General features: G+C 72.2%; 27 protein-coding genes. 25 read left to right on the top strand and 2 right to left on the bottom strand.

All coding sequences use genetic code 11. From position 1 onward, the window contains the following. The first annotated feature begins 141 nt into the window (after positions 1 to 141). From ABZ801_RS37780 to ccsB, 8 genes are all read left to right on the top strand, one after another. Positions 142 to 1,290, top strand: a complete 1,149-nt coding sequence (locus tag ABZ801_RS37780) for a hypothetical protein (protein ID WP_360707745.1) — start codon at positions 142 to 144, stop codon at positions 1,288 to 1,290. A 42-nt stretch (positions 1,291 to 1,332) separates the two neighbouring features. Beyond that, complete coding sequence (locus ABZ801_RS37775) at positions 1,333 to 2,235, top strand: LysR substrate-binding domain-containing protein (RefSeq protein ID WP_360707742.1); 903 nt, start codon at positions 1,333 to 1,335, stop codon at positions 2,233 to 2,235. 100 nt (positions 2,236 to 2,335) lie between these two features. Next, the gene (locus ABZ801_RS37770) at positions 2,336 to 4,330 is read left to right on the top strand and encodes a serine/threonine-protein kinase (protein WP_360707739.1); all 1,995 of its coding nucleotides are present in this window, start codon (positions 2,336 to 2,338) and stop codon (positions 4,328 to 4,330) included. A gap of 53 nt (positions 4,331 to 4,383) precedes the next feature. Next, positions 4,384 to 5,022: a histidine phosphatase family protein gene (locus tag ABZ801_RS37765; RefSeq protein ID WP_344948618.1), complete on the top strand. Its 639-nt coding sequence runs from the start codon at positions 4,384 to 4,386 to the stop codon at positions 5,020 to 5,022. A gap of 45 nt (positions 5,023 to 5,067) precedes the next feature. Continuing rightward, entirely contained in the window at positions 5,068 to 5,700 is a 633-nt protein-coding gene (locus tag ABZ801_RS37760) for a TlpA disulfide reductase family protein (RefSeq protein WP_360707735.1), read from the top strand. A gap of 14 nt (positions 5,701 to 5,714) precedes the next feature. Continuing rightward, entirely contained in the window at positions 5,715 to 6,449 is a 735-nt protein-coding gene (locus tag ABZ801_RS37755) for a cytochrome c biogenesis protein CcdA (protein ID WP_360707732.1), read from the top strand. A gap of 2 nt (positions 6,450 to 6,451) precedes the next feature. After that, complete coding sequence (locus ABZ801_RS37750; RefSeq protein WP_360707729.1) at positions 6,452 to 8,200, top strand: cytochrome c biogenesis protein ResB; 1,749 nt, start codon at positions 6,452 to 6,454, stop codon at positions 8,198 to 8,200. 4 nt (positions 8,201 to 8,204) lie between these two features. After that, entirely contained in the window at positions 8,205 to 9,224 is a 1,020-nt protein-coding gene (gene ccsB, locus ABZ801_RS37745) for a c-type cytochrome biogenesis protein CcsB (protein ID WP_360707726.1), read from the top strand. A gap of 53 nt (positions 9,225 to 9,277) precedes the next feature. Here ccsB and ABZ801_RS37740 read toward each other — a convergent pair whose 3' ends face one another. Then, entirely contained in the window at positions 9,278 to 9,580 is a 303-nt protein-coding gene (locus tag ABZ801_RS37740) for a PLDc N-terminal domain-containing protein (protein WP_360707723.1), read from the bottom strand. A 100-nt stretch (positions 9,581 to 9,680) separates the two neighbouring features. On the opposite strand from ABZ801_RS37740, the gene ABZ801_RS37735 reads away from it, so the two are divergent. Together ABZ801_RS37735 and ABZ801_RS37730 are read left to right on the top strand one after the other, a co-directional pair. Further along, a complete protein-coding gene (locus ABZ801_RS37735) occupies positions 9,681 to 10,670 on the top strand; it encodes a hypothetical protein (RefSeq protein ID WP_360707720.1) in 990 nt (329 codons plus the stop codon). A 76-nt stretch (positions 10,671 to 10,746) separates the two neighbouring features. Continuing rightward, positions 10,747 to 11,022, top strand: coding sequence for a hypothetical protein (locus tag ABZ801_RS37730; protein ID WP_344948637.1), 276 nt, complete (start codon positions 10,747 to 10,749; stop codon positions 11,020 to 11,022). Between the two features lie 68 nt (positions 11,023 to 11,090). Here ABZ801_RS37730 and ABZ801_RS37725 read toward each other — a convergent pair whose 3' ends face one another. Continuing rightward, positions 11,091 to 11,297 carry a BldC family transcriptional regulator gene (locus ABZ801_RS37725; protein WP_344948640.1) on the bottom strand — a complete coding sequence of 69 codons (207 nt, stop codon included), beginning with the start codon at positions 11,295 to 11,297 and terminating at the stop codon, positions 11,091 to 11,093. A gap of 244 nt (positions 11,298 to 11,541) precedes the next feature. On the opposite strand from ABZ801_RS37725, the gene ABZ801_RS37720 reads away from it, so the two are divergent. From ABZ801_RS37720 to nuoK, 15 genes are all read left to right on the top strand, one after another. After that, positions 11,542 to 12,501, top strand: a complete 960-nt coding sequence (locus ABZ801_RS37720; protein WP_360707716.1) for a threonine/serine dehydratase — start codon at positions 11,542 to 11,544, stop codon at positions 12,499 to 12,501. A gap of 116 nt (positions 12,502 to 12,617) precedes the next feature. After that, entirely contained in the window at positions 12,618 to 12,863 is a 246-nt protein-coding gene (locus ABZ801_RS37715; protein ID WP_344948646.1) for a DUF4229 domain-containing protein, read from the top strand. A gap of 23 nt (positions 12,864 to 12,886) precedes the next feature. Beyond that, complete coding sequence (locus tag ABZ801_RS37710) at positions 12,887 to 13,588, top strand: demethylmenaquinone methyltransferase (protein ID WP_360707713.1); 702 nt, start codon at positions 12,887 to 12,889, stop codon at positions 13,586 to 13,588. 135 nt (positions 13,589 to 13,723) lie between these two features. Continuing rightward, positions 13,724 to 14,980 carry a geranylgeranyl reductase family protein gene (locus ABZ801_RS37705; RefSeq protein ID WP_344948652.1) on the top strand — a complete coding sequence of 419 codons (1,257 nt, stop codon included), beginning with the start codon at positions 13,724 to 13,726 and terminating at the stop codon, positions 14,978 to 14,980. 218 nt (positions 14,981 to 15,198) lie between these two features. Continuing rightward, positions 15,199 to 15,558, top strand: coding sequence for an NADH-quinone oxidoreductase subunit A (locus tag ABZ801_RS37700; RefSeq protein ID WP_344948655.1), 360 nt, complete (start codon positions 15,199 to 15,201; stop codon positions 15,556 to 15,558). A 1-nt stretch (position 15,559) separates the two neighbouring features. Further along, on the top strand, positions 15,560 to 16,114 hold the full coding sequence (locus ABZ801_RS37695; protein WP_344948657.1) for an NADH-quinone oxidoreductase subunit B family protein: 555 nt from the start codon (positions 15,560 to 15,562) through the stop codon (positions 16,112 to 16,114). Continuing rightward, on the top strand, positions 16,111 to 16,857 hold the full coding sequence (locus tag ABZ801_RS37690; protein WP_360707709.1) for an NADH-quinone oxidoreductase subunit C: 747 nt from the start codon (positions 16,111 to 16,113) through the stop codon (positions 16,855 to 16,857). Before ABZ801_RS37695 ends, ABZ801_RS37690 begins: the two co-directional genes overlap by 4 nt. 101 nt (positions 16,858 to 16,958) lie before the next feature. Beyond that, positions 16,959 to 18,206 (top strand): NADH-quinone oxidoreductase subunit D, encoded by a 1,248-nt coding sequence (locus tag ABZ801_RS37685; RefSeq protein WP_344948876.1) that lies wholly within the window; start codon positions 16,959 to 16,961, stop codon positions 18,204 to 18,206. Continuing rightward, entirely contained in the window at positions 18,203 to 18,985 is a 783-nt protein-coding gene (gene nuoE / locus ABZ801_RS37680; protein ID WP_360707707.1) for an NADH-quinone oxidoreductase subunit NuoE, read from the top strand. The genes ABZ801_RS37685 and nuoE overlap by 4 nt, the downstream gene beginning before the upstream one ends. After that, positions 18,982 to 20,286, top strand: coding sequence for an NADH-quinone oxidoreductase subunit NuoF (gene nuoF / locus ABZ801_RS37675; RefSeq protein WP_360707704.1), 1,305 nt, complete (start codon positions 18,982 to 18,984; stop codon positions 20,284 to 20,286). Before nuoE ends, nuoF begins: the two co-directional genes overlap by 4 nt. After that, positions 20,283 to 22,775: an NADH-quinone oxidoreductase subunit G gene (locus ABZ801_RS37670; protein WP_360707702.1), complete on the top strand. Its 2,493-nt coding sequence runs from the start codon at positions 20,283 to 20,285 to the stop codon at positions 22,773 to 22,775. Before nuoF ends, ABZ801_RS37670 begins: the two co-directional genes overlap by 4 nt. Then, the gene (gene nuoH, locus ABZ801_RS37665) at positions 22,772 to 24,133 is read left to right on the top strand and encodes an NADH-quinone oxidoreductase subunit NuoH (protein WP_360707699.1); all 1,362 of its coding nucleotides are present in this window, start codon (positions 22,772 to 22,774) and stop codon (positions 24,131 to 24,133) included. Before ABZ801_RS37670 ends, nuoH begins: the two co-directional genes overlap by 4 nt. Further along, positions 24,120 to 24,737, top strand: coding sequence for an NADH-quinone oxidoreductase subunit NuoI (gene nuoI, locus ABZ801_RS37660; protein WP_344948669.1), 618 nt, complete (start codon positions 24,120 to 24,122; stop codon positions 24,735 to 24,737). Before nuoH ends, nuoI begins: the two co-directional genes overlap by 14 nt. After that, entirely contained in the window at positions 24,734 to 25,717 is a 984-nt protein-coding gene (locus ABZ801_RS37655; RefSeq protein ID WP_360707696.1) for an NADH-quinone oxidoreductase subunit J, read from the top strand. Before nuoI ends, ABZ801_RS37655 begins: the two co-directional genes overlap by 4 nt. After that, positions 25,714 to 26,013 (top strand): NADH-quinone oxidoreductase subunit NuoK, encoded by a 300-nt coding sequence (gene nuoK / locus ABZ801_RS37650; RefSeq protein ID WP_344948674.1) that lies wholly within the window; start codon positions 25,714 to 25,716, stop codon positions 26,011 to 26,013. The genes ABZ801_RS37655 and nuoK overlap by 4 nt, the downstream gene beginning before the upstream one ends. The last annotated feature ends 3 nt before the right edge of the window (positions 26,014 to 26,016 follow it).

Below are 26,016 nucleotides of genomic sequence, written 5' to 3'. Positions count from 1 at the left end.
GCCACCGGACTCGGCCGACGAACGTCGACCATGGGCCTGCCCGTTGGGATGCGGGAGATCGTCCATTGGTTCCGCGGTGCTAGACCTTCGGCCGACGCCCGGCGGCGCCCCCGGACAACAGGCTGGGTCGCGTCATGAGACGTGACGTCCGAGGAGGCACGGGTGCGGGACGAGGGGATCAGCCGGAAGCGGTTCCTGGCCGGGGCGGCGGCGGTCGTCGGAGGTGCGGCGGCGGGGGCGTTCGGCGGCGGGACGGCGGCGGCCGACGGCGCGCGGCGCGGGCTGACCTACCGGGGCGTGTTCTATGAGGTGGGGGACGGCGAGTCAGCGGCGACCGCGTGGAACGCCGCGCGGATGCGCCGCGACATGCGGGCGATCAGGCACGGGCTGCACGCCGATTCCGTGGTGATCGCGGGGAACGGCGTCGAACGGCTCGCCGCGACGGCCTCGGAGGCGGCGGAGCGGGGCCTGAGCGTGTGGCTGCAGCCCCGGCTCGGGGACCGACCGGAGACGGAGATCATGGAGCACCTGGCGGAGGCCGGCCGGGTCGCCGAGCGGATGCGGCGGCAGGGCGCCGGGGTCCATCTGAGCGTCGGCGCCGAGTTCCTGCTCTTCGTGCCGGGGATCGTGCCGGGCGACAACGTTCTCGAACGCGTCGAGAACGTGATGAAGGGCAACTTCGATCCCGAGCACATGGCGCGGCGGCTGCGCGAGGTGATCGCGCGGGCGGCGGCGGTCGGCAGGTCGGTGTTCAACGGTCCGCTGACGTACGGGGCGGCCGCGGACGACGAGGTCGACTGGAGCCTGTTCGACGTCGTCAGCGTCAACTACTACGCCTACCACGAGCGTCGCGAGGACTACGTCCGGGAACTGCGGAACTACCGGCGCTGGGGCAAGCCGGTCGCGATCTCCGAGTGCGGGTCGTGCACGTACGAGGGGGCGCCGCAGGGCGGCGGCATGGGCTGGTACGCCATCGACTACACCAAGCCGGAGCCGGAGATCCGGGGGAATCTGGTGCGCAGCGAGCGGACGCAGGCCGAATACCTCGGCCAGGTGCTCGACGTCTTCGACTCGATGGGCCTGTACGCGGCGATGGTCTACCAGTTCGTCAGCCCCGAGCTGCCGCACCGCGCCGAGCCGCGCTACGACCTGGACATGGCCGGATACAGCCTGGTGAAGACGATCCGGGACGAGCCGTTCGACCCCGAGTCCGCGTGGCACTGGGAGCCGAAGGAGGCGTTCCACACGGTGGCCGGGCGGTTCCGCCGGGCGGCGGCGCGGCGAGTTTAGGTTCGTCTAGCGGTCGACGGTTCGACGGTTTAGCATTGCTTCATGCTTGACCTGGAAAGGCTGCGGGCACTGCACGCCGTCGCCACGTACGGGTCGGTGAGCGCCGCCGCCGACGTCCTGCACGTGACGACCTCCGCCGTCTCCCAGCAGCTGGCCAAGCTGGAACGGGAGACCGGGCAGAAGCTGCTGGAACGCAACGGGCGCGGCGTGCGCCTCACCGACGCCGCCGAACTGCTGGTCGACCACGCCGACCGGATCCTGTCGCTGGTGGAGCGGGCGCAGGCCGACCTGGAGGCGCATCGCGGGGCCGTGGTCGGGCAGGTGACGGTCGCCGCGTTCCCCACGGCCGCGCGCGGGCTGCTGCCCGCCGCGCTGCGCCGCCTGCGCGCCGACCACCCGGGGCTGCGGGTGCGGCTGCGCGAGGAGGACCCCATGCAGAGCATCCCGCTCCTGCTGCGCGGCGACCTCGACATGGCGATCGTCCAGGACTGGAACAACGCTCCGCTGCCCATCCCCGACGGGCTGCACAAGGGCGCCATCTGCGACGACGTGGCGGACGTCGCGGTGCCCGCCGACCATCCCCTGGCCGCACGCGGACGGGTCGAGCTGAAGGAACTGGCGGGCGACCCGTGGATCGCCTCCACCCCCGGCAGCATCTGCTGCGACTGGCTCACCACCACCCTGCGGTCCATCGACGCCGAGCCGCGCATCGACCACATGGCCTACGAGTTCGCCACCCAGCTCGCCCTCGTCGCGGCCGGGCTGGGCAACACGATCCTGCCCCGCCTGGGCCGCTGCGACGTGCCCGAGGGCGTGCGGCTCGTCGAGCTGGAGACGCCGCTGACCCGCCGCGTCTACGGGCTGTGGCGGGAGGAGGCCGCCCGCCGCCCCGCCCTGCGCGCCGCCCTGGAGGCCCTCCGGGGCGCCGCCGCCGAGGTCCTCTGAACGGCCGGCCGCCGAAACCGCGCCTGCAAGATCGAACCGACACGGCTTTCATGTCGTCTTTAAGTCCCGGTGCGGTCGATCGGCTGGCAGAGGAGGGCGCGTGACGGCGCAGTGGCAGGTCTCCGGGTTCCGTGAGGTGCGGCAGCTCGGTGCGGGGGCGCAGGGCCGGGTGGTGCTGGCCGTCCACGACGAGACCGGCACCCCGGTGGCGATCAAGTACCTGGCGGCGGACGCCGGCGAGCAGGCCCGGGAGCGGCTGCGGCACGAGGCCCAGATGCTGGGACGCGTGCAGAGCCCGCACGTCGCCCGGCTCTACCAGCTCGTCGAACGTCCCGAGGGCACCGCGATCATCATGGAGGCCGTGAACGGCGCGTCGCTGAAGGAGATCCTGGCGCGGCACGGGGCGCTGGGCCCCGAGGCGTCGCTGACCGTCCTCAAGGGGTCGCTGCTGGGGCTGGCGGCGGCGCACGAACTGGGCGTCGTCCACCGCGACTACAAGCCCGCCAACGTCGTCGTCCCGCAGGACGGGTGCAGCAAGCTCGTCGACTTCGGCATCGCGATCCCCGCCGGGCAGGTCGCCGAGGGGGAGGGCACGGCGCTCTACATGGCGCCCGAGCAGTGGGCCCGCCAGATCGCCTCGCCGTCGGCGGACGTGTACGCGGCGACGTGCGTGTTCGTGGAGTGCGTGAGCGGCCGCAGGCCGTTCGGCGGGAACCCGGAGGCGCTGCGCGCGGCGCACCTGACCGCGCCCGTCCCGGTGGAGACGGTGCCGGAGCCGCTGCGTCCGCTGGTCGCCCGGGGCATGGCCAAGGACCCGGAACACCGGCCGTACGGGGCGGCTGCGTTCGTCGACGAGCTGGAACAAGTCGCGCAGCACGTCTACGGGCGGGACTGGGAGACCCGGGGCATCCGCAGGCTCGCCGGGGCCGCCGTCGCGCTGGCCGCGCTGTTCCCGCTCGCCGCCCTCATGCTGCCCGGCGCCGGCGCGGCCGGCACGGCGGCCGCCGCCGGTGCGGGCGCGGCGGGTGCGGCGGGCGCGGGCGCGGGCGCCGCCGGTGCTGGTGCCGGCGCGGCCGGTGCGGGCGCTGGTGCCGCCGGTGCGGGGGCCGGTGCCGCTGGTATGGGTGCGGGTGCGGGCGCCGGTGCAGGTGCTGGTGCGGCCGGTGCGGGGGGAGCCGCGGCCGCGTCGGCGAGCGGCGCGGCCGGGACGGCGGCGGGTGCCGCGGGCGCGGCGGGCAGCGGTGCCGGGGGTGCCGGAGGCGCCGCCGGGGTGGCCGGGAAGGTGGCCGCCGCGGGAGGCGTCAAGGCGATCTTCGGCGGCGCCGGGGCGACGGCGGCGGTGGCCGTCGGGACGGCGGTCGTCGTCGGAACCGGGGCGGTCGTGGGGGCGCAGGCGTTCGGGGGAGGGGCGGAGGCGCGGCCGACCCCCAGCGTCTCGGCGACGAGGCCCGTCGCGCAGACGGTGACGGCGCAGCCCTGCCGGCTGTTCGCCGCCGGCGCCGACGGCACGGACATCGGGCAGCCGACGCAGGTCCGGCTTCCCGCGCAGGTCCGGCTGCCGCAGGGCGCGGGCGTCTACATCCTGGACGACGGGCAGGGGCAGTACATCATCGGCCGGGCGGGGACGGAGTGCTCGCGGTCGTTCGGCGCGGCCGGCGGGGTCACCTCGATCGGGCAGATGCGCACCGGCATCGTCCAGCACAACTTCCAGGGCTCGGTCGGCGGGATCCAGCTGTCCATGTGCCAGTACTTCCCCGACCTGGCGCAGCCCCGCCCCGGCGACGACTGCACGTCGACGCTGCGGACGCGGCGCAACCTGCCGACCGGCGTGCCGGGCACGCGGGCGATGATCGCCACCGATTCGCCCGAGGGCGAGCAGACGCCGCCGTCCCCCTACGTGTCGGTCACGCTGGCGACCCTGGGCGAGAACCGCGTCCCGATGCCGATCCAGTGCGTCATGCCGTGGGACCGGGCGTCCATCTGCACCGCCGCGCTGACGTACTGGTTCATGCAGAACACCAAGGGCGTCGGGCAGGCCGACCTCGACCGCGTGGTCAAGACCATCGCCGATACCGTCGCGTCGGCGCGGCGCTGACCTGCCGGGCGGCGGTCTGGCGGGGGTCTCGCGCGGGATAACCTGGCCAGGCCATGACTGACAAGACGATCGTTCACCTGTTGCGCCACGGTGAGGTGCACAATCCCGAAGGCATCCTGTACGGGCGGCTGCCGGGCTATCGGCTCAGTGAGGACGGGGTCCTCATGGCCAAGGCGGCCGCCAAGTGGTTCGCCGACCGGGACGTCACCGCGCTGTTCTCCTCGCCCATGCAGCGGGCGCTGGAGACGGCCGCGCCGCTGGCCGACGCGTTCGACCTCGCGGTGACGGTGGACGACCGTCTCACCGAGGCCGGCAACCACTTCGAGGGGCTGACGTTCGGCGCGGGCCAGGGCTCGCTGCGCCGTCCCGAGCACTGGCGTCACCTGGTGAACCCGTTCAAGCCGTCATGGGGCGAGCCGTACGACGAGCTCGCCGCCCGGATGAAGGCCGCGGTGATCAGCGCCCGGGACGCGGCGCGCGGCCACGAGGCGGTGTGCGTCAGCCACCAGCTGCCCATCTGGGTGCTGCGCCGCCGCGCCGAGCGCCGGCGCCTGTGGCACCACCCGGCCAGGCGGGAGTGCGGGCTATGCAGCGTGACCAGCCTGGCGTTCGAGGGCAGCCGCCTGGTGGAGGTCTCCTACTGCGAGCCGGCCGGCGGACTGGCCAAGGACCCCGGTGTCGCAGGGGCCTGATGCTGCCGCTACATTGAGTACTACGTCCTGTAGTAGGAGGGTTTGGTGAGCCCCCGGATCTCCGCCGTGCCGAGCGCCGCCCCGTCCCGGCCCAGGCGCGTCCCGGCCGCCGCCCGGATCGCCGTCGCGGCCGCGATGTGCGGGGTCCTGGCGGGCTGCGCGGGTTCGCAGGCGTCCCAGAACGGGCCCGGCGGCAGCGACAACCGCTTCATCGCGGGCGACGGCTCCACGCAGGCGATCCCGGCGTCCGACCGCAAGCCCGTGACGGGCGTCCAGGGCGCCACGCTGGACGGCAGGACGCTGGCGCTCACCGACCTCAAGGGCAAGGTCACGGTCGTGAACTTCTGGGCGTCCTGGTGCGCCCCCTGCCGCGGCGAGGCGCCGTCGCTGGAGCAGGTCTACACCGAGAACAAGGGCAAGGGCGTGGAGTTCCTCGGCGTGGCCTTCAAGGACAGCAAGCAGAACGCCCAGGCGTTCGAGCGCAGGTTCAAGGTCTCCTACCCGAGCCTGTTCGACGCCGACGGCCGCATCACGCTGGCGTTCCGCGCCGTGCCGCCCAACGCGATCCCCACCACGCTCGTCCTGGACCGCCAGGGCCGCGTCGCCGCCCGCGTCATCGGCGCCACCACCTACTCCAAGCTGAACCCGGTCGTCGCCCGGGTCCTCGCGGAGAAGTGATCCTCTCGGCGGGGGTGGACCAGACCGTCACCAGCGGATCGTTGCTGGTGGCGGGGCCGCTGGCCGCCCTGGCCGGGCTGGTGTCGTTCGTGTCCCCGTGCGTGCTGCCGCTGGTGCCCGGCTACCTGTCGTACGTGACCGGGATGACCGGCGCCGACCTGGCCGAGCAGCGCCGCGGGCGGCTGCTGGCGGGGGCCGCGCTGTTCATCGCGGGGTTCAGCGTGGTGTTCGTCAGCGCCGGGCTGGCGTTCGGCGGCCTCGGCCGCTGGCTGCTGGAGTACGCCGACCCGATCACCCGGGTGCTCGGCGCGATCACGATCGTGTTCGGGCTGGCGTTCATGGGCCTGGTGCCGGGGCTGCAGCGCACCGTGAAGTCGGGCCGCCTGCCCGCCGCCGGGCTGGCCGGGGCGCCGCTGCTCGGCGCGCTGTTCGGGCTCGGCTGGACGCCGTGCATCGGCCCCACGCTGGCCGCGGTGCAGGCGCTGTCGTTCAGCGAGGCGTCCGCCGGACGCGGCGCGCTGCTGTCGCTGGCGTACTGCCTGGGCCTCGGGCTGCCGTTCGTGGCGACCGCGCTGGCCTACCGCCGGGCGCTGGGCGCGTTCGGCGCCGTCAAGCGCCACTACGGCCTGGTCATGCGGATCGGCGGCGGCATGCTGGTCGCCATCGGCACGCTGCTGGTGACGGGCCTGTGGGGCGAGCTGACCATCGAGCTGAAGTCGTGGATCGGCGGCTTCGAGACGGTGATTTGACCATGAGCGACACGCCGAACACCACCGACACCGCGCCCGGGGCCGTCCGGACGCGCACCGAGGGTGAAGCCCGTACCGAGGGCGAGACGGACGAGACCCTGGAGGCCGCGGCCGCGGCCCCGGCGGGACTGACGGCGCCCGAGGGCGGCGGCCCCGCGCCCAAGGGCCTGGGCGTGGTCGGCTGGCTGCGCTGGGGCTGGCGCCAGCTGACCTCGATGCGCACCGCGCTGGTGCTGCTGTTCCTGGTGGCGCTGGGCGCGGTGCCCGGCTCGATCCTGCCGCAGCGCGGGCAGGCCCCCGAGCGCGTCGCCGAGTACTTCGAGCAGCACAAGACCCTGGCGCCGTGGCTGGACAGGTTCTCGCTGTTCGACGTGTTCGCCGCGCCGTGGTTCGCCGCGATCTACATCCTGCTGTTCGTGTCGCTGGCCGGGTGCGTGCTGCCGCGCGCGTTCCACCACTACCGGGCGATGCGGTCGCGTCCCCCGGCGGCGCCCCGCAACCTGCTGCGGCTGCCCCAGTCCGCGACGTACGAGACCGACGCCACGCCCGACGAGGCGCTGACGCAAGCGCGCGCGCTGCTGCGCCGCCGTCGCTTCCGGGTGGACGAGGGGGAGACCCCCAAGGCCGGACGCTGGGTGGCCGCCGAGAAGGGCTACCTGGGCGAGACCGGAAACCTGGTGTTCCACCTGGCCCTGCTGGGGCTGCTGTTCGCGCTGGGAGTCGGCAACGCGTTCGGTTACCGCGGCAACGTGCTGGTGACCGAGGGCAAGTCGTTCGCCAACTCGCTGGCGCAGTACGACCAGTTCACCCCGGGCCGCCAGTTCGACAGCAGTGAGCTGGCCCCGTTCTCCTTCCGGCTGGACGACTTCACCGCCACGTACGAGACCCAGGGCACGCGGCGCGGCCAGGCCACCGACTACCTCGCCAAGGTGCACTACCGCGAGACCCCCACCTCCCCGGAGAAGAGCTACGACCTGCGCGTCAACCACCCCCTGAACGTGGGCGGCGCCAAGGTGTACCTGCTGAACCACGGGTACTCGCCGGTGTTCACGGTGCGCGACGCCAAGGGCAACGTCGCCTACCAGGACGCCGTGCCGTTCCTGCCGATGGAGCAGCGCAACTACACCTCCGAGGGCGTCATCAAGGCCCCCGACGCCGAGCCCGAGCAGCTGGCGTTCTACGCGATCCTGTGGCCCAGCGCCGCGTCGTCCGAGGACGGCAAGCAGATCATCTCGGCGTTCCCCGCGGCGCTGCGCCCGGTGGTGACCATCACCGCGTTCAAGGGCGACATCGGCCTGGACGCGGGCACCCCGCAGTCGGTGTACCGGCTGGAGGGCCTCGGCAAGACGCTGCAGCCCGTCAAGGGCGGGCAGAAGCTGCTGGAGCCGGGCCAGACGTTCCAGCTCCCGGACGGCTCGGGGTCGATCACCTTCGAGGGCGTGCGGGAGTGGGCCAGCCTGTCGGTCAACCACGACCCGGGCCGCATGCCCGCCCTGGCCGCGGCCATCCTCGCCGTGGTGGGGCTGATCGCCTCGTTCATGGTGCGCCGCCGCAGGGTGTGGGTCCGTGCGCGGCCCGGCACGGGCGGGCGTACCGTGGTCGAGGTCGGCGGGCTCACGCTCGGCCACCCGACATCCGAGTTCGACGAGATCGTGACCGCGCTGCGGGGTACCGAGGACGCCCCGAAGGACGACCGGAAGAAGGACGCTTCCGGCGGGGCGGACGCGTCGGCAACCGAAGCGAAGGAGTGATCAGGTGAGTAGTGCCGAGCTCGCCGAGCTGAGCGACAAGCTCATGCTGAGCACCGTCGTGCTGTACATCGTCGCCATGGTCGCCTACGCGGCCGACCTCGGCTTCCGCCGCCGCCCGGCGGCCGCCGAGACCGAGGCCGGCACCGAAGCCAAGGCCGAGGCCAAGGTCCTGGTCGGTGCCAGAAGCGGAGGCGCGGGCGGCGACGCGGAGGCGGGCGCCGAGGCGACCGCCGACACCGCCGATTCCGCCAAGGCCGGACGGGACGAGACCACCGAGAACCGCCGGGTCGAGTGGGCGCGGCTGGCCATCGTGCTGAACGTCCTCGGCTGGGGCGCGCACCTGGGCGTCCTGGTGACCCGCGCGGCCGCCGCGAGCCGGTGGCCGTGGGCGAACATGTACGAGTTCCTCACCGCGATCGCGTTCGCCGCGGTGACCGCCTTCCTGGTCGTGATGTGGCGGTTCGGGGCCCGCTTCCTCGGCGCCTTCGTGATGCTTGCCGCGGTGGTCGCGCTCGGCGTCGCCAACATCTGGCTCTACAACTCGGTGGGCCCGGTCGTCCCGGCGCTCAACTCGTACTGGATCGCCATCCACGTCAGCGCCGCCATCGTGGCGACCGGCGCGTTCACCGTCGCCGGCGCGTCCACCATCCTCTACATGCTCAAGACCCGGCAGGAGGCGCGCGGCAAGGCCGGCGAGGGCGTGTGGGCGCACATCCCGGCGACCGCCGCCCTGGACCGGCTGGCGTTCCGCGTCACCACGTTCGCCTTCCCGATCTGGACCGCCGCGATCATCATGGGCGCCATCTGGGCGGACGAGGCGTGGGGCCGCTACTGGGGCTGGGACCCCAAGGAGATCTGGTCGTTCATCACCTGGATCGGGTACGCCGCCTACCTGCACGCCCGCGCGACCGCCGGGTGGAAGGGCCGCCGCGCCGCGATCCTGTCGCTGGTGGCGTTCGCCGCGCTGCTGTTCAACTTCTTCGGCGTCAACTACATGTTCCAGGGCCTGCACTCCTACGCCTGACCGCCACGCCCGACCGGCCGCGGCCGACCGGCCGCGGTGGTCGGGCGCGGGGATCAGGCGCGGTCGTCGTCGCCGCCGCGCAGGCGGCGTTCGAGGTCGCGCAGGAAGGCCGGGTCGTCGTCGGGCCCCTTGGGAGCGTCCGGGCGGGGAGCGCCGCCGGGCGTGCCGACGAGGGGGCGGCGGGGGCGGCCCAGCGCCAGCCACAGGCCCGCGCCGGGGAAGGCGCCGAGCAGCACGATCAGGAACCAGCCGAACTTGGGCAGGTGGCGTACCTCTCCCTCGTCTGTGGTCAGCACGTCGAACAGGCAGAACAGCCACACTCCGACCAGGACAAGGGCGAGCAGCACATACGCCATGTCATGAGGGTAGTCCGTAACTTGCGGGGATGACGGGGAGTCGGCCGGGGGCTTACTCTGCCACGGGGGCCCGATGCGGGCCCGCTGACAGAGGAGCCCGATGCGCTTCAGAGGCATCCACCGCAAGCCCCGGGATCGCAGGGACGCGGCGTACTCGCCCTCGCCGCCGGACTCGTCCCAGGATCCGACCCGGTCCCCGGACCCGGCCCGCGCCGCGGACTCGGCCCGCGCCCCGCGCCGGGTGCGGCCGCGCACCAACCAGCCCCGCGACCGCTTCGGCCGCTTCCGCAAGGCCGGACGCGACGACGAGTTCACCGCCGCCGACGCGCCACGGCCGGACGCCACCCCGGACGCCGCGCCGGACAAGGGGCGGCGCCCCCGGGGCAGGCACGTCAGCCCGCGCGACGGCTTCTCCTGGCGCGACTTCGAACTGGACGACGAGCCGCGGCTGCCGCGGGCCGAGCCCCACCCGCCGGGCGTGCCGCACGCCCCGGACGGGCGGCGGCACTGCGGCGTGCTGGAGGGCATCCTGTTCCGGCAGTGGGACGCCCGGCAGGGCCCGCCGACGCCCGAGGTGATCCGCGCGGTGGAGAGCCTGGCGGCGCTGCCCGACCGGCTGAAGGCCAAGCTGGCCGCCGGGCTGGACGGCATCTACGTCGGGCCGGGCGGCGTCCCGCAGCTGGACGACATGGGTCACCTGCGCGACCGGCCCCTGCCGTCCGGCGCCGCCACCTGGGACATCTGCGCGGGCGCCTACGGCGACCGCAAGATCGTCGTGGGCGACCGGCCGTCGCCGACCCCGGACGTGATGATGCACGAGGTCGGTCACGCGCTCGACGACATCGACGGCGGCCCGGACGCCTGGACGTCCGACAGTCCGGAGTTCCGTGCCCTCTACGACCGGGTTCGTCCGCATCTGGCGAGCGACTTCCACAAGCAGCCCGCGGCGCTCGGCCGCCGCGAGTTCTTCGCCGACGCGTTCGCCGCGATCTCCGCCCGCCAGCGTCCCGCTCTGGTCGATATGCTCGCCGGCGACATCCGGCTGGCGCTGGATGTCATGTTGTTCTTCAACCGACGTTTCGGGATCTGACATGCCGATCCGTACGAGCCGCGACGACGACCGGCACATGCCGATGTGCGACGACCAGCACCGAAGGTGATCGACGATGTACGTGATCCGGCTGCCCGACGGCAGGCTCCGCGTTCCCCACAGCGTTCTGGCCGACTCCGCGGAGGGAACGGGACGGATCATCGCCCAGGCGTATGTGGAGATCGGTCCCGGTGACCCCGACTACGACCGGCTTCTCGGCCAGTCGCTGACCGAGGAGGAGCTGGAGGAGAAGCGGCGCCGGTGGCGGGACGAGGACGCGGACCTGCTGCGCCGGTTCGAGGAGTGGAAGGCGGACATGGAGGGCGACGGACCGTCCGGAGCGGAGGGGTGATCGCGCGGCCGGATGCCGGGCGGAGGGGTGACCGCCGGGCGGCCGGGCCGGACGGGCCGGCCGCGGGGTCAGCGCGCCGAGTGCTCGGCGACCGCCGGCTCTTCCCCGCGCAGCAGCGCGTGCACTTCCGACTCGCGGAAGCGGCGGTGGCCTCCGGGAGTGCGGATGCTGCTGATCCTGCCCGCCGCGGCCCATCGGGTGACCGTCTTCGGATCGACCCGGAAGAGGGCGGCGACCTCTCCGGGGGTCAGCAGGCGCTCGCTGGTGCTTTCCACGTTGTCTCTCCCCCTTTGTCCCGCTCTCGGTGCGGGTGGACTGGTTTCTAGTGTGGCGGCTCAAGACCGATTTCTCCCTTGTTTTCGGAAAAGATCACAGAGCGTAGCCACTTGACCTGGACAAATAACGAGAAGTAAATGGGGCATCGGCCCCTGCGGTCACATCTGCCCCCGCAGCATGCTCGAATGGCGTCCGGAATCAGCGGTTCCCGCCCGGCGCACCGCACCGCATAGTCTCCCTCACATGTCGGATCTCGTGTCCCTGGCGGACATCGAGCGGGCGGCCGAACGGCTGGCCGGCGTGGCCGCGCGCACCCCGCTCGTCCCCTTTCCCTCGACCGACCCCGCGTTGTTGGTGAAGGCCGAGTCGCTCCAGCCGATCGGCGCGTTCAAACTGCGCGGCGCGTACGCGACGATCTCGGCACTGCCGGACGAGCGACGCGCGCGCGGCGTGGTGACGCATTCCAGTGGCAACCACGCGCAGGCCGTCGCCTACACCGCGCGCCTGCTCGGTATTCGCGCGGTGCTGGTCATTCCTCACACCACCCCCGGAGTGAAGGTCGACGCCTGCGTCAGGCACGGCGCCGAGATCGTGTACGTGGAACCGACGATGGAGGCCCGGACCGCCACCGCCGAAAAGCTCGCCGAGGCGCACGGCTTCGCGTTGATTCCGCCGTTCGACGATCCGCGGATCGTGGCCGGGCAGGGCACCGTGGGGCTGGAGATCGTCCAGGACTGCCCGGAGGCGGACGTCGTGCTCGTCCCGGTGGGCGGCGGCGGGCTGCTGGCGGGCGTCGCCGCCGCGGTCAAGGCGCTGCGCCCGGAGGCGAAGGTGATCGGCGTCGAGCCGGAGCTGGCCGCCGACGCCCGCGCCTCGCTGCGCGCCGGGCACCCGGTGGAATGGGCCGCCGAGGAGACCGGCCGCACCGTCGCCGACGCGCTGCGCGCCCAGCGGCTCGGCGACGTGACGTTCGCGCACATCCGCGAGTTCGTCGACGACATCGTCACGGTCACCGAGGACGAGATCCGCCGGGCGACGCGCCGCCTGGCCCGCGAGGCCCGGCTGATCGCCGAGCCCGCCGGGGCCGTGGCGACCGCCGCGTACCTGTTCCGCCGCGACGAGCTGCCGGACGCGCGCACCTATGTGTCGGTCCTGTCGGGCGGCAACGTCGACCCGGCCCTGTTCCTGGACATCTACGCCTGAGTTCCTGAACATCCACGCCGGACCCTCCCGGACGGCGGCGCCGGGCGCCTGCGCGTGACGCCGAGGGGCGGGCGGTGACGGACCGGACGAAGGGCGCAGGTAGGCTCTGAGCTGTCATGCGACCCGTCCTCGTCTACACCGCCGCCCGCCTGGGCATCTTCCTGGCCACCGCGGGCGTGCTCTGGCTGACGCCGATGCAGAAGGCGCCGCTGTTCCTGCTGCTGGGCGCGCTGCTGCTCAGCGGGCTGATCAGCTACGTACTGCTGTCCGGGCAGCGCGACGCGATGTCGGCGTCCGTGGTCTCGGGGCTGAGCGCGCGCCGCCGCCGTTTCCAGGAGTCCCGCACCCGAGAGGACGCGTGAACCCCGCCCCCTAGGCTGGGGGCATGACCCGCGCCTCTCTCGACAAGCGGCCCACCGACGTGGCCGCGATGTTCGACCGCACCGCCGAACGCTACGACCTCCTCAACAGCCTCATGACCGGCGGCCGCGACCGGTACTGGCGGCGCGAGGTCGTCCGGGCGCTGGACGCCGGCCCCGGCGAGAACGTGCTGGACCTGGCCGCCGGCACCGGCACCTCCGCGGTGCCGTTCGCCGAGGCCGGAGCCCGCACCGTCGCCTGCGACTTCTCCCTCGGCATGCTGCGCGTGGGCACGCGGCGCAACGGCGGCGCGACGGGCCCGCGCTTCGTCGCCGGGGACGCGCTGCGCCTGCCGTTCGCCGACGGGGCGTTCGACGCCGTGACGATCTCCTTCGGGCTGCGCAACGTCGCCGACACCGTACAGGCCCTGCGCGAGCTGCGCCGCGTCACCCGCCAGGGCGGACGGCTGCTGGTGTGTGAGGTCAGTCACCCGCCCAACGCGCTGCTGCGCTTCGGCCACCGCCTGCACCTGCGCTACGGGCTGCCGATGCTCGCGCGGGTCAGCTCCAACCCCGACTCCTACCGCTACCTGGCCGAGTCGACGCTCGCGTGGCCCGACCAGGCCGCGCTGGCGCGCCTGCTGCAGGAGGCGGGCTGGACGTCGGTGCGCTGGCGCGATCTCACGTTCGGGGTGGTGGCGCTGCACCATGCGGTGAACCCCGGGTGAAATCGGACGAGGCCGCTGGGACCGGTCCAAAACCGGGAGGGGTCAGAGGTACCCATCGGCCGTCAAGAAGGAATAGACTCCCTGACGAAATCCTTGTGAAGTACTTCACAAGCGAACGAGCTGAGAAGGAACGCTGTGACCGACTCCACCCGACAGGCAGACGTCATCGTCGTCGGGGCCGGCCCCGCGGGGTCGTCGACCGCCTACTGGCTGGCCCAGGCGGGCCTCGATGTGCTGTTGCTGGAGAAGGCCACGTTCCCGCGCGACAAGATCTGCGGTGACGGGCTGACCCCGCGCGCCGTGCGCGCGCTGGTCGGCATGGGCGTGGACGTCAACGCCCCCGGGTGGGCCCGCAACAAGGGGCTGCGCATCTACGGCGGCGGCCTCAAGATCGAGCTGCCCTGGCCCGAGCTGGCCAGCTTCCCCGACTACGGCCTGGTGCGCACCCGCATGGACTTCGACCAGCTGCTGGCCGAGCACGCCGCCAAGGCCGGCGCCCGGCTGCTGCAGGGCTGCACCGTCACCGGCCCGATCCTGCACGAGCGCAACGACCGCATCGTCGGCGTCACCGCCAAGTACCTCGGCGAGGAGGTGGAGTTCCACGCGCCGCTGGTGGTGGCGGCCGACGGCAACTCCACCCGCCTGTCGGTCGCCATGGGGCTGCGCCGCCGCGACGACCGCCCCATGGGCGTGGCCGTCCGCCGGTACTTCCGCACGCCCCGCCACGACGACGAGTACATGGAGGCGTGGCTGGAGCTGTGGGACGGGCAGCGCCTGCTCCCCGGCTACGGCTGGGTCTTCCCGGTCGGCGACGGCACCTCCAACGTCGGCCTCGGCCTGCTCAACACCAGCAAGGCGTTCCAGAACGTCGACTACCGCGGCATGATGCGCGGCTGGTGCGCGCAGATGCCCGAGGAGTGGCAGTTCGACGAGGACCACGCCACCGGCCCGATCCGCGGCGCCGCGCTGCCCATGGGCTTCAACCGCCAGCCCCACTACACCCGCGGCATGCTGCTGGTCGGCGACGCGGGCGGCATGGTCAACCCGTTCAACGGCGAGGGCATCGACTACGCGCTGGAGTCCGGCCGGCTGGCCGCCGACATCATGGTGCAGGCGCTGTCCCGCCGCACCCCCGCCCAGCGCGAGCGCACGCTCCACGAGTACCCGCGCATCCTCAAGGACGAGCACGGCGGCTACTTCACCCTGGCCCGCGTCTTCGTCCAGGCCATCGGCGACCCACGGGTGATGAAGTTCCTCACCTCGCACGGCCTGCCGCATCCCACGCTGATGCGCTTCACGCTCAAGATGCTGGCGAACCTGACCGACCGGCGTGGCGGCGACGCCATGGACCGTCTCATCAACGCGATGCAGAAGGTGGCGCCGGCAGCATGAGCGAGAGCACGCCATGAGCGTGGGCCGACCCCCGAGGGGAGTGGATTTGGTCACCTTGGCTAGGGTGGCGACCCGTGTCCGTGAGGCAGCTCACGGACGTGCGACGGGTCACGCCGCCGCGACGGCGCGTCCGGCCCGCGCCGCCCGCACCCCGGTGGGCGGCACCGGGCCGCGTGCCCCGTACAGCGTCGTACGAACCGAGGAGGGGCTGTAGAGACATGGATCTCTATGTTCCGATCATCGTGCTGGGGGTGCTCGCCTTCGGGTTCGCCGTCTTCTCGGTGCTGATGGCGTCACTCACCGGCCCCAAGCGGTGGAACCGGGCCAAGCTCGAAGCGTACGAGTGCGGCATCGAACCGACGCCGCAGCCGGTGGGCGGCGGGCGCTTCCCGATCAAGTACTACCTGACGGCGATGCTGTTCATCGTCTTCGACATCGAGATCATCTTCCTCTATCCCTGGGCGGTCGCCTTCGACCGGCTGGGGCTTTTTGGTTTGGTGGAGATGGTCCTGTTCATCCTCACCGTGCTGGTGGCGTACGCCTACATCTGGCGGCGCGGTGGTCTGGAGTGGGACTGACATGGGCCTGGAAGAGAAACTCCCGAGCGGGTTCCTGCTGACCACGGTGGAGCAGGTGGCCGGGTGGGCGCGCGCCAGCTCGGTGTGGCCGGCCACGTTCGGCCTGGCCTGCTGCGCCATCGAGATGATGGCGGCCGGCGACCCGCGGCACGACTTCTCCCGGTGGGGCATGGAGCGCGCCTCGGCCACGCCGCGGCAGGCCGACCTGATGATCGTGGCGGGCCGGGTGAGCCAGAAGATGGCACCGGTGCTGCGGCAGATCTACGACCAGATGACCGAGCCCAAGTGGGTCATCGCGATGGGCGTGTGCGCCTCGTCCGGCGGCATGTTCAACAACTACGCGATCGTGCAGGGCGTGGACCACATCGTCCCGGTGGACATCTACCTGCCGGGCTGCCCGCCGCGGCCGGAGATGCTGCTGGACGCGATCCTCAAGCTGCACGACAAGATCCGCAACACCAAGCTCGGCGCGCAGCGCGAGCGGCAGATCGCCGAGCTGGAGGAGGCCAAGCGGCGGCAGCTTCCGCTGCTCGGCCAGCCGGGAGGTGCGCTGTGAGCTCGCAGCATCCCGAGCAGCAGGCAGAGCAGGCCGCCGATCGGCTGCCCGCGCACGCCGAGCCCGAGCGGCAGGAGCAGCCGATCGTCCGGCGCGGCATGTTCGGCGTCAAGACCACCGGCGACACCTCCGGCTACGGCCGCCTGGTGGTGCGGCAGGCGCCGAAGGTGTCGACGCCGCGTCCGTACGGCGGGCCGGACGTCACCGGCGAGCCCGGCGAGTTCGACGAGGTCGCCGACGAGCTGGAGCGGTCCCTGCCGGACTTCGGCGACGCGGTCGAACGCGTCGTCGTCGACCGTGGCGAGCTGACGTTCTTCGTGAAGCGCGAGCGGCTGCCGGACGTGGCGAGGCGCCTGCGCGACGAGCCCGCGCTGCGGTTCGAGCTGTGCACCGGGGTGTCCGGGGTGCACTACCCGCAGGACACCGGGGCCGAGCTGCACGCCGTCTACCACCTGCTGTCCATCACGCACAACCGGCGGGTCCGGCTGGAGGTCACCTGCCCCGACGCCGACCCGCACATCCCGTCGGTCGTGTCGATCTATCCGACCAACGACTGGCACGAGCGGGAGACCTACGACTTCTTCGGCATCGTGTTCGACGGCCATCCGGCGCTGACCCGCATCGAGATGCCCGACGACTGGGTGGGCCACCCGCAGCGCAAGGACTACCCCCTCGGCGGCATCCCCGTCGAGTACCGCGGGGCGGAGATCCCGCCGCCGGACCAGCGGAGGTCGTACACGTGAGCCCGTCCACCAAGTACACCGAGTACGACGCCTACGCCGCCGCCGACGAGGCGGCCGAGGGCAGGGTCTTCGACGTCAACGGGCAGGACTGGGACCAGGTCGTGTCCGGCGCCGAGGACCTGGGCGACGAGCGCCTGGTGATCAACATGGGTCCCCAGCACCCGTCCACGCACGGGGTGCTGCGGCTGATCCTCACGCTCGACGGCGAGACGGTGACCGAGGCGCGGGTGGGCATCGGCTACCTGCACACCGGCATCGAGAAGAACATGGAGTTCCGCACCTGGACGCAGGGCACCACGTTCTGCACCCGGATGGACTACCTGGCGCCGATCTTCAACGAGACGGCGTACTGCCTGGGCGTGGAGAAACTGCTCGGCATCACCGACCAGGTGCCCGAGCGGGCCCAGATCATCCGGGTCATGATGATGGAGCTCAACCGGATCTCCTCGCACCTGGTCGCGATCGCCACGTTCGGCCTGGAGCTCGGCGCCACCACCGTCATGCTCAACGGGTTCATCGAGCGCGAGCACACCCTCGACCTGTTCGAGGAGATCAGCGGGCTGCGGATGAACATGGCCTACGTGCGGCCCGGCGGAGTGGCGCAGGACCTGCCGAGCGGCGCGATGAGCAAGCTGCGCGACTACCTGGACCGCATGCCCAAGCGCATCCAGGCGCTGCGCAAGCTGATGGACCACAACCCGGTCTACCTGGCCCGCACCAAGGACGTCGCCTACCTGGACCTGACGGGCTGCATGGCCCTCGGGGTGACCGGCCCGGTGCTGCGCTCCACGGGCCTGCCGTGGGACCTGCGCAAGTCGCAGCCCTACTGCGGCTACGAGACCTACGACTTCGACGTCATCACCGAGGACACCTGCGACGTGTACGGGCGCTACCTGGTGCGCGTGCGCGAGATGGAGGAGTCCCTGAAGATCGTCGAGCAGTGCGTGGAGCGGCTGCAGACGGTCAAGGGCCCGGTGATGATCGAGGACAAGAAGATCGGGTGGCCCGCGCAGCTGGCCATCGGCGCCGACGGCATGGGCAACTCGCCCCGCCACATCGCGCACATCATGGGCACCTCGATGGAGGCCCTGATCCACCACTTCAAGCTGGTGACCGAGGGCTTCCGCGTCCCGGCCGGCCAGGCGTACGCGGCGGTCGAGGCGCCGCGCGGCGAGCTCGGCGTGCACGTCGTCAGCGACGGCGGCACCCGCCCGTTCCGCGCGCACTTTCGCGACCCGTCGTTCACCAACCTGCAGGCCGTCCCGGCGATGTGCGAGGGCGGCATGGTGGCCGACGTCATCGCGGCGGTCGCCAGCCTCGACCCGGTGATGGGGGGAGTCGACCGATGAGCTATTCCGTGGAGACGCGCGAGCGGCTGGAACGGGACGCCAAGGAGATCATCGCGCGGTACCCCAAGCCGCGTTCGGCGCTGCTGCCGCTGCTGCACCTGGTGCAGTCGGAGGACGGCTACGTCAGCCAGGACGGCATCGAGTTCTGCGCCGAACAGCTCGGCATCACGCCCGCGCAGGTCACCGGCGTCGCCACCTTCTACACCATGTACAAGCGCGCGCCCGTCGGCGAGTACCACGTCGGGGTGTGCATCAACACGCTGTGCGCGGTGATGGGCGGCGACCAGATCTGGAACGAGCTGAGCGAGCACCTCGGCGTCGGTCATGACGAGGCGACCCCGGACGGCCGGGTCTCGCTGGAGCGCATCGAGTGCAACGCGGCCTGCGACTTCGCGCCCGTCATGACGGTCAACTGGGAGTTCTTCGACAACATGACTCCCGAGAAGGCCAGGAAGCTGGTCAACGACCTGCGCGAGGGCAGGGAGGTTCCGCCGTCCCGGGGCCCGAACACGCTGTGCACCTGGAAGGAGGCGTCCCGGGTCCTGGCGGGGTTCCCCGACGGGCGGGCGCACGAGGGCGTGCAGGCCGGGCCCGAGTCGCTGCGCGGCCTGGAGGTCGCCAAGCGGCACGGCTGGACCGCTCCGCCCGCTGACGCCGACCGCGCGGAACCCGACGAGCCCGCGCGGGGCGAGGAGATCACCGACCCGCCGCCCAACGAGCCCGGAAAGCCGATCGGCGGCCAGGTGAAGCCCGGTAGCCAGGAGGGCCGCAACCAATGACCACGACGCTGACCCCCGTCCTCACCAGGATCTGGGACCAGCCCGACTCGTTCACCCGCGAGGCGTACGAACGGGCGGGCGGCTACCGGGCGCTGCGCAAGGCGTTCGGGATGGACCCGGACGACATCGTGCAGGCGGTCAAGGACTCCGGGCTGCGCGGCCGCGGCGGCGCGGGGTTCCCCACCGGCATGAAGTGGGGGTTCCTGCCGCCGAGCAGCCCCAACCCCCGCTACCTGGTGGTCAACGCCGACGAGTCCGAACCGGGCACGTGCAAGGACATCCCGCTGATGATGGCCAACCCGCACGTGCTGGTCGAGGGCGTCATCATCAGCTCGTACGCGATCCGGTCCAACCACGCGTTCATCTACGTGCGCGGCGAGGTGCTGCACGTCATCCGCCGCCTGCAGCAGGCGGTCGCGGAGGCGTACGAGGCCGGCTACCTCGGCAAGGACATCCTCGGCTCCGGCTACGACCTGGAGCTGGTCGTGCACACCGGCGCGGGCGCCTACATCTGCGGCGAGGAGACGGCGCTGCTGGACTCGCTGGAGGGCTACCGCGGACAACCCCGGCTCAAGCCTCCCTTCCCGGCCGTCGCTGGACTGTACGGCGGCCCTACGGTCATCAACAACGTCGAGTCGATCGCCTCGGTTCCCTCGATCGTGGCCAACGGGGCGGACTGGTTCGCCTCGATGGGCACCGAGAAGTCGAAGGGCTTCGGGATCTTCTCGCTGTCGGGGCACGTGACCCGCCCCGGGCAGTACGAGGCGCCGCTCGGGGTGACGCTGCGGGAGCTGCTCGACATGGCGGGCGGGATCCGCGCCGGGCACCGGCTGAAGTTCTGGACGCCGGGCGGCTCGTCCACCCCGATCTTCACCGAGGAGCACCTGGACGTCCCGCTGGACTTCGAGTCGGTCGGCGCGGCCGGGTCCATGCTGGGCACCCGGGCGCTGCAGATCTTCGACGAGACCACCTGCGTGGTGCGGGCCGTGCTGCGCTGGTCGGAGTTCTACGCGCACGAGTCGTGCGGCAAGTGCACCCCGTGCCGCGAGGGCACGTACTGGTACAAGCTCATGCTCAAGCGGCTGGAGGCCGGGCAGGGCACCGAGGAGGACCTGGAGACGCTGCTCGACCTGTCCGACAACATCCTCGGCCGGTCGTTCTGCGCGCTCGGCGACGGCGCGACCAGCCCGGTCGTGTCGTCCATCAAGCTGTTCCGCGACGAGTACCTCCAGCACTTCCAGCAAGGCGGCTGTCCGTTCGACCCGGCCGCCTCCACCCTCTGGGGAGGTGACGGCAAGTGACGGTGACCAAGGGCGACGCCGGCCCGGTCGAGAGGGCCGAGGAGATGGTGCCCGTCACCATCGACGGGTTCGAGATCGAGGTGCCCAAGGGCACGCTGATCATCCGGGCCGCCGAGCTGCTGGGCATCCAGATCCCGCGGTTCTGCGACCACCCGCTGCTCGACCCGGTCGGGGCGTGCCGCCAGTGCCTGGTGGAGATCCCCGACGCGGGCAACGGGCGCGGCATGCCCAAGCCGCAGGCGTCCTGCACCACCGCGGTCATGCCGGGCATGGTCGTCAAGACCCAGCTCACCTCGCCGGTGGCCGACAAGGCCCAGCACGGCGTGATGGAGCTGCTGCTGATCAACCACCCGCTGGACTGCCCGATCTGCGACAAGGGCGGCGAGTGCCCGCTGCAGAACCAGGCGATGTCCAACGGGCGGGGCGAGACGCGGTTCGTCGAGACCAAGCGCACCTTCCCCAAGCCGATCGCGCTGTCCAGCCAGGTGCTGCTGGACCGCGAGCGCTGCATCCAGTGCGCGCGCTGCACCCGCTTCTCCGACCAGATCGCCGGGGACGCGTTCATCGACCTGTTCGAACGCGGCGCCAAGGAGCAGGTCGGCGCCGCCGAGGACAAGCCGTTCCAGTCCTACTTCTCCGGCAACACCGTGCAGATCTGCCCGGTGGGAGCGCTCACCGGCGCGGCGTACCGGTTCCGGTCCCGCCCGTTCGACCTGGTGTCCTCGCCGAGCGTGTGCGAGCACTGCGCGTCCGGCTGCGCGCTGCGCACCGACCACCGGCGCGGCAAGATCACCCGGCGGCTGGCGGGGGACGACCCGCAGGTCAACGAGGAGTGGAACTGCGACAAGGGCCGGTGGGCGTTCACCTACGCCACCCAGCCCGACCGGCTCACCCACCCGCTGGTCCGCAACGAGGACGGCGTGCTGGAGACCGCGTCCTGGCCGGAGGCCCTGGCCATCGCGGCCCGGGGCCTGGCCGCGGCGCGCGGCAACGCGGGCGTGCTGACCGGCGGACGCCTCACCCTTGAGGACGCCTACGCCTACGCCAAGTTCGCCCGGGTCGCGCTCGGCACCAACGACGTCGACTTCCGCGCCCGCCCGCACTCGCGCGAGGAGGCCGAGTTCTTGGCCTCCTCGGTCGCGGGCCGCTCCATCGAGGTGTCCTACGCCGACCTGGAGAAGGCCCCGGTGGTGCTGCTGGCCGGGTTCGAGCCGGAGGAGGAGTCGCCGATCGTCTTCCTGCGGCTGCGCAAGGGCTTCCGCAAGAAGGGCGTGAAGGTCTACTCGATCGCCCCGTACGCCACCCGCGGCCTGAAGAAGATGGGCGGCACGCTGCTGCCGACCATGCCGGGCGCGGAGGCCGAGGTCATCGGCACCCTCACCACCGCCACCGACGGCACCGACGAGGTCGCCGCCATCCACCGGCTGCTGTCCGAGCCGGGCGCGGTGGTGCTGGCCGGCGAACGGCTGGCGACCAGCCCCGGCGCGCTGTCCAGCCTGGTGCGGCTCGGCCAGGTCACCGGCGCGAGGATCGCGTGGGTGCCGCGCCGGGCCGGCGAGCGCGGCGCGCTGGAGGCCGGGGCGCTGCCCGGCCTGCTGCCGATCGGCCGCCCCGTCACCGACCCCGAGGCGCGCGCCGAGGTCGCCCGCGTCTGGGGCGTGGCCGACCTGCCCGCCACCCCCGGCCGCGACACCGCCGGGATCCTGGCGTCCGCGCAGACCGAACGCGGCGCCCTGCTGGTCGGCGGGTTCGACCCCTACGACCTGCCCGACCCGGCCGCCGCGCTGGAGGCCATCGAGGCCGCCTCGTTCGTGGTGAGCCTGGAGCAGCGGGTCAGCGCCGTCACCGACCGCGCCGACGTGGTGCTGCCGGTCGCGGCCGTCCCGGAGAAGTCCGGCACGTTCGTCGACTGGGAGGGCCGCGGCCGCCAGTTCGACACCGCGCTCAAGTCCGCCGGGAGGCTGTCGGACCTGCGGGTGCTGGACGCCCTGGCCGGCGAGATGGACGTGCACCTGGGCCTGCCCGGCCCCGAGGCCGCCCGCCGCGAGCTGACCGAGCTGGGCGCCTACCGGGGCGAGCGGCCCGCCGCGCCCGACGCGACCCCGTTCGTGCCGCCGCGTCCCGGCGAGGGCGAGGCGCTGCTGGCCACCTGGAAGCTGCTGCTCGACAAGGGCCGCATGCAGGACGGCGAGCCGTACCTGGCGGGCACCGCCAAGCCGGCGGTGGCCCGGCTGTCGCCCGCGACCGCCGCCGAGATCGGCGTCGCCGAGGGCGGCTCGGTCACGGTGTCGTCGCAGACCCGCGGCGCGCTGACGCTGCCGCTGGAGATCGTCCCGGACCTGCCGGACCGCGTGGTGTGGCTGCCGACCGACTCCGCGGGCTGCGCGCTGTACCGGGAGCTGGGCGCCGACACCGGCCAGATCGTCAAGATCGCCGCGGGTGACGGCGCCGGAGCCGGCTCCGCGACCACGGCTGGAGGTGCCGCATGAGCCTGACCGCGCTGGCCGCCGCGCCCGCCGAGACCGGCCCCACGCTGGAGGACTTCGGCAAGGACCCCTGGTGGCTGATCCTCGGCAAGGTCCTGGTCATCTTCGTCTTCCTCGTGGTGACGGTCCTGCTGTCGATGTGGGTCGAGCGGCGCGTCATCGGCCGGATGCAGCTGCGCGTCGGGCCGAACCGCGCCGGGCCGTTCGGTCTTCTGCAGGGCCTGGCCGACGGCATCAAGCTGGCGCTGAAGGAGGACATCGTCCCCCGCGGCGTCGACAAGGTGGTGTTCGTCCTGGCGCCGATCATGTCGGCGACCCCGGCGTTCATCGCCTTCTCCATCATCCCGTTCGGCCCCGAGGTGTCGATCTTCGGGCACCACACCCCGCTGCAGGGCACCGACCTTCCGGTGGCGGTGCTGCTGGTGCTGGCGATGGCGTCCATGGGCGCCTACGGCGTGGTGCTGGCGGGCTGGTCGTCGATGTCGCCGTACTCGCTGCTGGGCGGGCTGCGCTCCTCCGCGCAGATCATCTCCTACGAGATCGCGATGTCGCTGTCGTTCGTGGCGGTGTTCCTGTTCGCCGGGACGATGTCGACCTCGGAGATCGTCGCGGCGCAGGTCGACACCTGGTACGTGATCCTGCTGTTCCCGTCCTTCGCGGTCTACGTGATCACGATGATGGGCGAGTCGAACCGCATCCCGTTCGACCTGCCCGAGGGTGAGGGCGAGATCGTCGGCGGGTTCCACACCGAGTACTCGTCGCTGAAGTTCGCGATGTTCTTCCTCGCCGAGTACATCAACCTGGCGACCCTGTCGGCGCTGTGCACCACCCTGTTCCTGGGCGGCTGGCGCGCGCCCGCGCCGATCTCCACCTTCTGGGAGGGCGCCAACCAGGGCTGGTGGCCGGTGCTGTGGTTCCTGGTCAAGGTGTGGGCGTTCATCTTCTTCTTCGTCTGGCTGCGCGGTTCGCTGCCCCGCGTCCGCTACGACCAGCTGATGAAGCTCGGCTGGAAGGTGCTGATGCCCTTCTCGCTCGGCTGGATCATGCTGGTGGCCACCATCCAGGCGTTCAAGAACGAGGGCTACGAGGTCCGGCAGATCATGCTGATCACCGCGATCGCCGCCGCCGTCGTCCTGGCCGCCACCGTCCTGTGGGAGATGGCCCGCGGCGGCTCCGAGGAGGAGGCCAAGGCCGGGCAGTCCGGCTCCGGCATCGCCGCGGGCGGCGTGAGCAAGGGCGGTGCGCCGGTGGACGCCGCGGCGGGCGGCTTCCCGGTGCCGCCGATGGACGCCCCGCACTACCACGGGAAGGCCGGCAAGACCCGTACCCCGTCCAAGGAGGTCACCAGTGGGACTCACTGACTTCCTGAACCCGGTCAAGGGGTTCGGGGTCTCGTTCCACCAGATGTTCATGAAGAGCGAGACCGTCCAGTACCCCGAGGTCAAGAAGCCGACCGCGCCGCGCTTCCACGGCCGTCACCAGCTCAACCGCTGGCCGGACGGGCTGGAGAAGTGCGTCGGGTGCGAGCTGTGCGCCTGGGCCTGCCCGGCCGACGCCATCTACGTGGAGGGCGCCGACAACACCGAGGAGGAGCGCTACTCCCCGGGCGAGCGGTACGGGCGCGTCTACCAGATCAACTACCTGCGCTGCATCCTGTGCGGCCTGTGCATCGAGGCGTGCCCCACCCGGGCGCTGACGATGACCAACGAGTACGAGCTGGCCGACGACAGCCGCGAGAGCCTGATCTACACCAAGGACATGCTGCTGGCGCCGCTGCGCGAGGGCATGGAGGCGCCGCCGCACGCCATGCGGCTGGGCGAGACCGAGGAGGACTACTACCGCCTCGGCCTGCAGCCCGAGGAGCCCGCGCCCACCGTCCCGGCCGAGGGCGGCGGGCGCGCGAGCGTGGACGCGGCCGCGGCGCGTGAGGGCCGGCGCAAGCGCAAGAGCGGAGACAAGAAGTGAACGCGCAGGTGCTGGCGGCCCAGCACGCGCCGGTGCTGGCGCAGGTCGCCGACAGGCAGTCGGGCGAGCCGTTCTTCTTCTGGCTGCTGGCGATCGTGTCGGTGTGCGCCGCGCTCGGCATGATCTTCATGCGGCGGGCGGTGCACTCGGCGCTGCTGCTGGCCACGGTGATGCTGTCGCTGGCCGCGCTGTACGCGATTCAGGGGGCGCCGTTCCTGGCGTTCGTCCAGGTGATCGTCTACACCGGCGCGGTGCTGATGCTGTTCCTGTTCGTGCTGATGCTGGTCGGGGTGGCCTCCACCGACTCGCTGGTGGAGACGATCCGCGGGCAGCGGCTGTGGGCGGGGGTCGCCGCGCTCGGCTTCCTGGTGCTGGTGGCCGCGGGGCTCGGCAACGCGGCGCTGGACGACTCGGCGGGGCTGGCGCAGGCCAACCAGGACGGCAACGTGATCGGCCTGGCGCGGCTGCTGTTCGGCAAGTACGTGTTCGCGTTCGAGGCGACCAGCGCGCTGCTGATCACCGCGGCGCTGGGCGCGATGGTGCTGGCGCACCGCGAGCGCACCACGCCCAAGCCGACGCAGAAGGACCTGGCCAAGCGGCGGTTCCTGTCCGGGAAGCACCCCGGCCCGCTGCCCGGCCCCGGCACCTACGCCCGGCACAACGCGGTCGACATGCCGGCGATGCTGCCCGACGGCACCCCGTCGGAGCTGTCGGTCAGCCCGATCATCGCGGCCCGCGTCGACACCGCGCAGCGGCACGCCGACCTGGAGGGCGGCAGCGAGACGACGGCCGTCCAGGCGGACCTGGCGGCGGTGCGCGCCGCGACCGCCGAGGCGCACGCGGCGGGTGCCGAGGAGCGCGAGACCAAGAGCGGCACTCCCGCGTCCGGCGGATCGCACGAGGGCGGCTCGCCCGAGGCCGGCGCCGCGGGCGGCTCCGGCGGCGGCGCCGCGACGAGCGAAGGGGAGGCAGGTCAATGAGTCCCGGGCACTACCTGGCGCTCTCGGCGATCCTGTTCACCATCGGGGGCGTGGGCGTGCTGGTCCGCCGCAACGCGATCGTGGTGTTCATGTGCGTCGAGCTCATGCTCAACGCCACGAACCTGGCGTTCGTGTCGTTCGCCCGCATGCACGGCAACCTCGAAGGCCAGATCATCGCCTTCTTCGTGATGGTGGTGGCCGCCGCGGAGGTCGTGGTGGGCCTGGCGATCATCATGACCATCTTCAGAACCCGCAGGTCCTCGTCCGTGGACGACGCGAACCTGCTGAAGTACTGAGAG

Origin of the sequence: Actinomadura sp. NPDC047616, from assembly GCF_040642915.1 — a bacterium.
Lineage (GTDB): Bacteria > Actinomycetota > Actinomycetes > Streptosporangiales > Streptosporangiaceae > Spirillospora > Spirillospora miaoliensis.
Note: the sequence above shows the minus strand (reverse complement) of the source record. Positions and strands in the feature narration are given on the sequence as shown.